The organism is Corallococcus sp. 4LFB, from assembly GCF_046520365.1.
GTDB classification, from domain to species: Bacteria; Myxococcota; Myxococcia; order Myxococcales; family Myxococcaceae; genus Corallococcus; species Corallococcus caeni.
Map to the genome: position 1 here is coordinate 1 of NZ_JBKGHJ010000370.1, position 8885 is coordinate 8885.

10 protein-coding genes are annotated in these 8885 nt (G+C 69.4%); 5 read left to right on the top strand and 5 right to left on the bottom strand.

Annotated features, from left to right (window positions below):
* Positions 1–247: 247 nt before the first annotated feature.
* Complete coding sequence (locus ACLEQD_RS30615) at positions 248–1960, top strand: HAD-IG family 5'-nucleotidase (RefSeq protein ID WP_410388957.1); 1713 nt, start codon at positions 248–250, stop codon at positions 1958–1960.
* A gap of 1 nt (position 1961) precedes the next feature.
* Here the strand turns inward: ACLEQD_RS30615 and ACLEQD_RS30620 are convergent, their stop codons facing one another.
* A complete protein-coding gene (locus ACLEQD_RS30620; RefSeq protein WP_410388959.1) occupies positions 1962–2744 on the bottom strand; it encodes a class I SAM-dependent methyltransferase in 783 nt (260 codons plus the stop codon).
* 20 nt (positions 2745–2764) lie between these two features.
* On the opposite strand from ACLEQD_RS30620, the gene ACLEQD_RS30625 reads away from it, so the two are divergent.
* Entirely contained in the window at positions 2765–3163 is a 399-nt protein-coding gene (locus ACLEQD_RS30625) for a hypothetical protein (RefSeq protein WP_410388961.1), read from the top strand.
* Between the two features lie 4 nt (positions 3164–3167).
* Positions 3168–3542, top strand: a complete 375-nt coding sequence (locus tag ACLEQD_RS30630) for a DUSAM domain-containing protein (protein ID WP_410388963.1) — start codon at positions 3168–3170, stop codon at positions 3540–3542.
* 6 nt (positions 3543–3548) lie between these two features.
* On the opposite strand, the gene ACLEQD_RS30635 is transcribed toward ACLEQD_RS30630, so the two are convergent.
* From ACLEQD_RS30635 to ACLEQD_RS30650, 4 genes are all read right to left on the bottom strand, one after another.
* The gene (locus ACLEQD_RS30635) at positions 3549–5711 is read right to left on the bottom strand and encodes a diguanylate cyclase (protein WP_171432939.1); all 2163 of its coding nucleotides are present in this window, start codon (positions 5709–5711) and stop codon (positions 3549–3551) included.
* Positions 5708–5989, bottom strand: a complete 282-nt coding sequence (locus ACLEQD_RS30640; protein WP_410388965.1) for an FtsB family cell division protein — start codon at positions 5987–5989, stop codon at positions 5708–5710. Before ACLEQD_RS30640 ends, ACLEQD_RS30635 begins: the two co-directional genes overlap by 4 nt.
* A gap of 83 nt (positions 5990–6072) precedes the next feature.
* On the bottom strand, positions 6073–6609 hold the full coding sequence (locus ACLEQD_RS30645; protein ID WP_410388967.1) for a TlpA family protein disulfide reductase: 537 nt from the start codon (positions 6607–6609) through the stop codon (positions 6073–6075).
* A 4-nt stretch (positions 6610–6613) separates the two neighbouring features.
* Positions 6614–7102: a Fur family transcriptional regulator gene (locus ACLEQD_RS30650; protein WP_171421077.1), complete on the bottom strand. Its 489-nt coding sequence runs from the start codon at positions 7100–7102 to the stop codon at positions 6614–6616.
* A gap of 238 nt (positions 7103–7340) precedes the next feature.
* On the opposite strand from ACLEQD_RS30650, the gene ACLEQD_RS30655 reads away from it, so the two are divergent.
* Positions 7341–8591, top strand: a complete 1251-nt coding sequence (locus ACLEQD_RS30655; RefSeq protein WP_410388968.1) for a hypothetical protein — start codon at positions 7341–7343, stop codon at positions 8589–8591.
* A gap of 25 nt (positions 8592–8616) precedes the next feature.
* Positions 8617–8885, top strand: a 269-nt coding sequence (locus ACLEQD_RS30660; RefSeq protein WP_410388970.1) for an FmdB family zinc ribbon protein, incomplete at its 3' end; no start/stop codon positions are given.

The following is an 8885-nucleotide window of genomic DNA, read 5'->3' on the forward strand; positions in this document are numbered from 1 at the left end:
AGCGGACGGTGGCGGCGGAGACGCGGGCGCGGGTGCGGACGGGGGGCGGGCTTGCGAGCCTCCAGGGCCAGCCGGGCCTCCAGCCGGCGCACCCGGTCCTCCAGCGCGGTGATGCGAGCGGCCAGGCGCGCGTGGAGGTCCTCGGCGGAGGCCGGGGATGGACGTGGGGTGCGCATCGTTGGACGGAAGCGTGCCAGCCCCGTGCGAAGCCGGCAAGGACGCGGGCGAAGGGCGAGCGGCGCGTGTTATGTCTTGGGGTCCCGTGGCGCCCTACCTCTCCCCTTACCATCCCATCCCGGGCGGACCCTTCGTGGATCCGCTGCACGGGAGCTTCCGTTCCTCCATCCGCCGCGAGCACGCCGAGGACGCGGCCCGCCGCGCGAGGGACCTGCTCACCGACGACGTGCTCGGCCGGCTGCTCACCACCCCGCGCGAGCCCATTGCCCAGGTGCCGCATTCGCGGGACGTGTTCGTCAACCGCAACCTGCGCATGGACCACGTCGAGCTCATCGGCTTCGACATGGACTACACGCTGGCCATCTACCACATGCGCCGGCTGGAGCAGCTGTCGTTCGACATGACGCTCGCGAAGCTGATCAGCGAGTACGGCTACCCGCCGTTCGTGGGCGGCCTGATCTACGACCACCACTTCGTGATGCGCGGGCTGGCGGTGGACCGGGTGAACGGCAACGTCCTGAAGATGGACCGCTTCGGTCACGTGGGGCGCGCGTACCACGGCCTGCGGCCGCTCAAGCGCGACGCGTGGAAGGAGCTGTACCGCAACAAGCGCGTGCGGCTGCGCAACCCGCAGTTCGCGTGGAACGACACGCTCTTCGCGCTTCCGGAGACGTGCCTGTACTCGGGCATCATCGAGCTGATGGAGTCGCTGGGGCACACCGTGAACTACGGCAAGCTCTACGACGACATCCGGGAAGCCATCGACACGGTGCACCGGGACAACTCGCTCAAGCGGGAGATCCGCAAGGACCTGGCGCGCTACGTGTTCCTGGATCCGGAGCTGGGGCCGGCGTTGCACAAGCTGCGCTCGGGCGGGAAGCGGCTGTTCCTGCTGACGAACTCCGCGTGGGACTACACGAACGCGGTGATGCGCTACCTCCTGGACGGGCAGCTGCCGGAGTACCCCAGCTGGCGCAACTACTTCGACTTCACGGTGACGGCGGCGGGCAAGCCGGCGTTCTTCACGGAGAAACGGCCGTTCCTGGAGCTGGACTCGTCCACGGAGGCCGGCAAGGTCGTGGGGGAGGCGAAGTCGCTGGAGCGCGGCACGGTGTACTCCGGCGGCAACCTGGCCCAGTTCGAGGAGTTCACCGGCTACCGGGGCGAGCACGTCCTCTACGTGGGCGACCACATCTACGGCGACATCCTGAAGTCGAAGAAGTCGTCGCTGTGGCGCACGTGCATGATCGTCCAGGAGATTGAGGACGAGATCACGTACACGGACGCGAGGCGCGAGGAGATCGTCACGCTGTCCGAGGTGGAGCTGACGCGCGCGCGGCTGGATGACGAGGTGAACCACCGCAAGACGGTGTTGAACACCCTGGAGCGCAGGCTGGAGCGCGAGGAGCTTCCCGCGGCGGAGCGGCAGGAGGTGGAGGAACTGCGCAAGAAGACGAAGGCGGAGCTGGAGAAGCTGCGCCGGTCGTTGAAGGAGACCAACGGCATCGCGGACACGTTGGAGCGCGACGTCGAGGAGGGCTTCAACCCGTACTGGGGCCTGCTGTTCAAGGAGGGCAACGAGAACAGCCGCTTCGGCTACCAGGTGGAGCAGTACGCGTGTCTCTACACGAGCCGCGTGTCGAACTTCCTGCACCACTCGCCGATGCAGTACTACCGCTCGCCACGAGACTTGATGGCGCACGAGCAGGCGGGAGCGCTGTCGAGCAAGCTGTCCCCGATGGGCAGCGAGGGTCCGCCGAAGGGGTCGTTGGAGAAGGAGTAGCTCAGGGCGCCGCGGGAAGCCGGCCCCAGATGACGTCGCTGAAGCGCGACGTGGGCGCCGGTTCGATGCCCAGCTTGCGCAGGTCGTCGGTGTGGCGGGCGCCCTTCACGACGACCCACCGGCGGGCGACGCGCCTCCCCTCCTCCACCGCTTCGGGCGTGAGGGGGGCGTGCTCCGCGAAGCGGCGCAGGACGTCGAAGGCGGGCTGGGCCTTCTTGGGCTTGGCGAACATCGGGTCGAAGAAGACGACGTCGAAGGACTTCGCGGGCAGCGTCTTCAGGTACGTGTGCGCGTCCGCGTGGATGACTTCGATGGCGCAGGAGTCCGCGCCGCGGTCGTAGCGCTGGAGCCCCTCCGCCGCGACGATGCAAAGGGGCAGGCTCTTCTCCAGGCCCACCACCCGGCCTCCAGGGCCCACGGCGAGGGACGCCACCAGCGCGTCCTGCGCCAGGCCCAGGGTGCAGTCGAGCACTGCGTCGCCGGGGACGACTTCGGCGACCTTGAGGAACGCGTCATCGCGCTGTCCCTGCCGGAGGCGCATGCGCCGCAGGTGCGCCATGCCCGCGTGGAAGCCGAACGAACCCTGCGGCTCCCACAGCGTCACGCCATCGCCGCCCACGACGAGCAGCGCCTCCACCTTCGTGCCCAGCCAGGGCGCGATGCCCTCACTGGAGCGGCGCGGTAGGAACGGCAGGCTCCACCGCTGCGCCACGGCCCGCGCCTCACGCACCGTGGCCACGTCCGTCTTCGTGCTGGTGGTGACGGCGAGGGGAAGCGGAGTCATCTCGATCAAGGTCCCATACCATGCGCTTCATGAACTTTCGGGTCTGGATCGCCGTGCTCGCGGGAGCGGCCTTCGCTGGAGGCTGCGCTGCCGCACCGCTCGCGACCTGCACGCCGGCGGACTCCACCATGAGCTGCTGCATCAAGACGCATCCCCTGAGCCCCGTCGACAGCTGCGGCGCTTCGGAGACCGAGGCCGTTGCCGCTCTCACGGTCCTGAAAACGGCCTACGAAGCCTCACGGCTGACTGAAGACGACTTCGCCAACAACGCCCACCTTCCCGAATGGCAGCAGGCGTGCATCCGCAGCTACGTCGATTGCAAGAACCAGGGTTGGAAGGGGCGCTGCTACGATTGCCTGCGGTATTGCGAGGGGCAGCATGAATGGCCCTTCAAGGCCTGTGCTCCCACCAGGAAATGACGCCATGGTCGAAGACCTCGAAGGCGACTGGCATCAACTCCGTGTCCTCGACACGCGCGCCCAGCAGGCGGGAACGGTCGTCCTGGATGACGCCTTGCGCACGCTCCTGCGACGCGCAGGCCCTTCCGTGGCCATGCCCCCCGCGGAGGTAGAAGCCGGCCTGCGCACCCCGGAGGCCGCGCTCGCCCTCCTCCACCAGATGCGCCAACGCGTCACAGAGGGCTCCCGGCGCATGAGCGATGCCCTCCACCGCATGTACCGCCTGCGCGACCAGGGCGACCTGGACGGCGCGAGGCAGCAACTGCGCGACCTGCTCGCCGTGGAGGTCGTGCCGTACTACCGCGAGCTCGCGCAAGGCCAGCTCGCGGACCTGGACTGAGCCGCCCTACTCCGCGACCGCCTGGAGCTTCCGGCCACCCTGCATCTGCGCCACCGTCACGGACTGGTTCCGGCCGTTGCGCTTGGAGTGGTACAGGCACTGGTCCGCCAGGTCGATCATCTGCTGCTTCTCCATGGCGTTGTCCGGGAACGTCGCGATGCCCAGCGACATCGTGATGCGCAGCGGGCCCATCTCCGTCTGGAACACCTCCGCCATCACCGCCTCGCGGATGCGCTCCGCGATGATCTTCGCGCCCTGCACGTCCGTCTCCGGCATCACCATCACGAACTCCTCGCCGCCGTAGCGCGCGACGACGTCCGTGTCCCGCGCCAGCGTCTTGATGATGCGCGCCACGCCCTTGAGCACCTGGTCGCCCGTCGGGTGCCCGTACGTGTCGTTCACGCTCTTGAAGTGGTCCACGTCCGTCAACATGATGGAGCACTTGCGGTTGTACCGCCGCGCCTGCGCCAGGATGTCGTCCGCGCGCGACTGGAACGTGCGGTGGTTCAGCAGCCCCGTGAGGCCGTCCGTCGTCGCCATCCGCTCCATCTGCTCGTAGAGCTGCGCGCGCAACACCGCCTGCGCCGCCTGGATGGCGATGACTTCGATCATCCGCAGCACGTCCTGCTCGAACGCCGTCTTCTTGCGCGACCCCGCCACCAGCGTGCCCAGGATGCGGTCCCCCGCCACCAGCGGGAAGATCTTCAGCGCGCCCAGGCCGCGCACCTGCGTCTCCTCGTCGAAGATGACCTGGCGGTCCATCGCCTTGATGTCCCGCCCCGGCAGCGGCGCCCCGTAGCGCACCACGTTCGCCACCAGGCCGTTGTTGTCCTGGAACGTGCGCCCCTCCAGCGCCTTGCCCTGCGCCGTGACGCCCGTCATCCGCATCACGCGGTGCACCCGCTTGCCCTCCTGCTCCGACACCAGCGTCACCGCGCAGAAGTCCAGCCCCGCCAGCTGCCGCGTCGCCTCCAGCACCGCCACGAACACCTGGTCCGGGCTGCCCGCGCGGTTCAGCTCCTCGATGGCCCGGAAGAACCGGTCCTTTTCGTCGCGCGTCTTGCGGATGTAGCTCATCACCCGCTCCACCTCGATGGAGCGCAGCACCTCTCCGGCGATGGTGGTGAGCATCTTCTCGTCCTGGTCCGTGAACGGCTCGTTCTTGAGCTTGTCCGCCACCAGCACGCCGCGCACCAGCCCGCTGCCCTCCAGGATGGGCACCGCCAGCAGCGCCTGCACCGTGGGGCCGCCGCCCTCGTAGTACGTGACGCCCTTGAGCCCCTGCGGCGAGTTCATCCGCACCGGCGCGCGGCGCTTCAGCACCCCGCCGATGATGCCCTCGCCCGCGTTGAACTTCTCCCGCTGCACCCGCTCCGACGCGGAGCGGCAGTCGTACAGCTTCAGGCTCCGGTCGTCCGACGTGAGCAGGAACGCCGCGCAGGTGTCCGTGCGCAGGCCCGTCTCGGCAATCTCCAGCGCCGCGTGCACCGCGCCTTCAATCTCCTTCACCGACGCGACCAGCCACTTCTCGTCGGAGTTCATCCCGCTGAAGCTGTCCTGCGTGCCGGAGGACACCAGCCGGAACGTGCGCGCGCGCTCCTCCACCTCGCGGATGCGCTTCTGCACCGCGTCCGACTCCGCCCGCTTCGCCACCGCCATCCGCGCGGACAGCACCAGGTGGTACAGCCCCGCGAACAGCGCCAGGAACAGCGTGTGCGTCAGGAAACCCGTGACGTTCACCACCGGCCCGCCCAGCGTCACCAGGCCGTCGTACACCAGCGCCACGCCCAGCAGCGTCATGCCCGCGTTGCGCGGCAGGAACGCCACCAGGAACGCCATCAAGAGATACACGATGGGGAACAGCTCCCCGCCGCCAATGGCCACCACGATGAAGGCCGCGGAGATGAGCCCGCCGCCCAATTCCAGGTCGTCGCGCAGGTCGATGACCGCGCCCACCGAGGAGCGCATCGCCCGGCGCCACGCCGCCATGCCGATGCCGACGAGCAGCCCCATCACGAGCGCCGCCTCCGTCCAGCCCAGCGTGTGCAGGCCCCGGAAGCCGCCCTGCGCCAGGTGCACGAAGGTGGCCAGCGCCACCGCCGCGGGGATGGCGCGGAAGAAGGCGCGCACGAGCTTCGCCGGAGAGGGCACCACGGACAGCGAGGTCATGGCGACTCCAGATGGAAGACGATTTCGCCCGGCTTGACGTAGCCGAGCTCCTCACGCACCGACTGCTCCAGCGCCGCCGGGTCCTTGCGCAGCGCCGCGATCTCCTTGCGAAGCGCGTCGTTCTGCGCGGCCAGCGAGCGGTTGCGCTCGTCGAGCGCCTCCACGTCCTGCCGCAGGCGCAGGTAACGACGGAAGCCCCTGGCGTCCGCCACCGAAGCGAGGCTCAGGGCCACCGCCACCACCGCCGCCACCATCAGGAGCTTTCGCCGGGACGTCATGAGCGCCGGCGAAGGTACCAGCGGCCCCCCTGCCCGCAAGAATTCCGCTCCAGCCCTGTAGCACTCCCCAGCAGGGGCGGAGCTCAGTCCGCCTTCAGCAGCTTCTCGATGGCCTTCGCCACGTCCGACTGGCCTTCAATCCCCTGCCACGCGGCCACCGCGCGGCCGTGCTTGTCCAGCAGCACCGTGCTGGGCAGCGCCCGGATGCGGCCGAAGGCGCTCCCGCCGGCGCGCATCCGCTCGTCCGACAGCAGCACCGGGTACGGAAAGGCGTAGTGGTCCGCGAACGGCCCCAGCACCCGGCCCTCGTCGATGTCCATCCCCACCGCGACGACCTGGAAGCCCCGGGGGCCGTACGTCTCCTGGAGCTGCTTGAGCGTGGGCAGGTCCGCCAGGCACGGGAAGCACCAGGTGGCCATGAAGGACACCAGCACCACCTTGCCCGGGAGCTGCCGCGGGTCGTAGCGCGTGGGCCCCACCGACGGCAGCCACAGCGCCCGGTAGAACGCGGGCCCGGCGTCCACCGGGCTGTTGCGGTGACAGCCAGCCCCCAGGCCCGTCAGCCCCAGCACGCCCAGCGCCACCGCGCACGCGAGGGCGCGTCGTCGCACCGGACTCACGCGCTCAGGCCTCCGGCTCCAGGGGGCCACCCCGGAGCTGGCACTCCCGACACAGGCCGTACAGCTCCATCTTGTGCGACGTCACCGTGAAGCCGTGCTTGCGCGCCACCGCGTCCTGGAGCGTCTCGATGCGGTCGTTCTCGAACTCCACGATGGTGCCGCAGCTCGTGCAGATGAGGTGGTCGTGGTGCTCCCGCCCCGCCGCCGCCTCGTAGCGCGTCTGCCCGTCACCGAAGTTGCGCGCGTGCGCGAGGCCGCACTCGTTGAGCAGCTTCATGGTCCGGTAGACGGTGGCCACGGACACCTTGGTGTCCTGCTCGCGCACCTTGTTCCACAGCTCCTCCACGGACAGGTGGCCGCCCACCTCGAAGAACGTGTCGATGATGAGGCTGCGCTGGCGCGTGCTCTTCAGGCCGTGCTGGGCCATGTAGCGGGCCAGCACCTCGTCCTTGTCTTTCTCGGAATGGGAGTGGCTGTGGTGATGGGTCGTCATCTGCAATCTCTGGAGCACCCCATGTGTTGAGGTGGGAATGCCTGCTCCCGCAAGACAATTTCGCCAACCGGCCTCAGCGAGCGCCCGCTCCCCCGCTGACTACCACGGACTTCGGCGTCTTCGGCTTGCGCCGCGCCTGGGCTGTTTACATTGAGGCCGGACTGGCTCATTGACACCTGTCTGGCCGCGAAGATAGAGGCATCCGCCCTCGTAAACGAGCAATTTTCCGAACCTTTCCATGATCAGTCCCTGGCAGAGAAGACGGCAGCCCGATGACGTACCCACCCCGGTGGCGGTGGCGGTGTCGGACTTCTGCCGACGCGCGAAGGCTCCAGCCCCCGCACAGCAGGTCCGCGAGGCGCTCGCGCTCCTCACCGAGGAGGAGGACTTCCGGGTCCGCGCCCTCACGGATGGTGAACCGGAGACGTCCCCCCTGGGACCCTTCGCGGTGGTGGACATCCTGCGCGGCGTGACGCCGTCGCTCGCGGCCCAGCGCCAGGAGTGCGGCTACTACGACGTGGTCCAGGAGCTGGCCCAGGTGCGCGAGGAGAAGACGCCGCCCCCCGCGCCCGCTCCCACCACGCCCGTGTTCGCGACGCCCTCCCCGGCCCCCGAGGAGACGGACGCGAAGACGGGCCGCCGCAAGAGCGCCAAGGCGGAGGCCGCCGCCGTCCAGGAGCGCATCGCGCCGAAGAAGCGCACCACCGACGCGGAGGACGCCGACACCGGCGCACAGGCCACGCCGGCGCCGCAGGCTCCGCAAGCTCCGGAGGAAGAGGAGGCCCCGCGCTTCCTCAAGCGCGAGCTGCCCCGTCCCCGCGGCCGCTTCACCCGCGTGGAGGCCCAGCGACTGTCGTTCTTCGAACTGACGCGCGCGGAGGGCAAGGAGACGCTGGAGGCCGCCATCGAGGCCACGGAGCACCGCTACTCGCTGCTGCGCACGCTGGAGCACCGCTACAACGGCCCGCGCGGCGAGCTGACCCAGGTGGACATGGAGAACGTGCTGCGTCAGCACGGCATCATGGAGACGCTGGAGGCCCGCGAGCGCCACAACATCCAGACGGCCTACGCCTCGCAGCGCGGCGCCACCGGCCGCGTGGGCTGGGCGCTGGGCCTGTCTCCCAGCGAGCTGCAGCGGCTCACCCACGCGCTCAAGCTGGAAGAAGAGGTGGAGGCCCTGCGCGAGCGCTTCCGCAACGAGGTGCTGGCGACGGGCCACCTCACCCACCGGCTGGACCTGCTCGGCCGGGACAAGTACCTGGTGGACCTGGGCATCCAGAAGCGCTTCGCCGACGCGCTCCGCAAGGAGCTGGAGCGGCTGGCGAAGGAGTCCCTGCCGGACGCCACCGATCTGCACTCGCTGGCCAACGTCGTGGGGCGCAAGCACGGCGCGCCCGCGGAGCTGGTCAGCCGAGCCTTTGAACGTCTGAACCTGACGGAGGGCCTGCGCAAGCAGCTCTCCGCCCAGGCCCAATCCCCTTCGCACTGACTCATCGACACGAGGTACCCACCCCATGCCCATCTACGAGTACGGCTGCTCGGCCTGTGGAAAGACCATCGACGTCCTGCAGAAGATGTCCGACCCGACGCCTCCCGCGTGCACCGCGTGCGGCGCCCAGGGGACGCTGAGCAAGCAGGTCAGCCGCTCCAGCTTCCACCTCAAGGGAGGCGGCTGGTACTCGGACCTGTACGGCTCCACGAAGAAGGACGGCGGCGGTTCGTCATCGTCGTCGTCCACCGCGGCGTCGTCGACGGCGTCCCCCGCGGCCGCGGCGCCGAGCAG

What these genes read in the sequence shown, in the direction of transcription:
- ACLEQD_RS30655 (WP_410388968.1), top strand. Translation starts at nt 7,341, where the DNA reads ATGATCAGTCCCTGGCAGAGAAGACGGCAGCCCGATGACGTACCCACC.
- ACLEQD_RS30630 (WP_410388963.1), top strand. Translation starts at nt 3,168, where the DNA reads ATGGTCGAAGACCTCGAAGGCGACTGGCATCAACTCCGTGTCCTCGAC.
- ACLEQD_RS30650 (WP_171421077.1), bottom strand. Translation starts at nt 7,102, where the DNA reads ATGACGACCCATCACCACAGCCACTCCCATTCCGAGAAAGACAAGGAC.
- ACLEQD_RS30635 (WP_171432939.1), bottom strand. Translation starts at nt 5,711, where the DNA reads ATGACCTCGCTGTCCGTGGTGCCCTCTCCGGCGAAGCTCGTGCGCGCC.
- ACLEQD_RS30620 (WP_410388959.1), bottom strand. Translation starts at nt 2,744, where the DNA reads ATGACTCCGCTTCCCCTCGCCGTCACCACCAGCACGAAGACGGACGTG.
- ACLEQD_RS30640 (WP_410388965.1), bottom strand. Translation starts at nt 5,989, where the DNA reads ATGACGTCCCGGCGAAAGCTCCTGATGGTGGCGGCGGTGGTGGCGGTG.
- ACLEQD_RS30615 (WP_410388957.1), top strand. Translation starts at nt 248, where the DNA reads ATGTCTTGGGGTCCCGTGGCGCCCTACCTCTCCCCTTACCATCCCATC.
- ACLEQD_RS30625 (WP_410388961.1), top strand. Translation starts at nt 2,765, where the DNA reads ATGCGCTTCATGAACTTTCGGGTCTGGATCGCCGTGCTCGCGGGAGCG.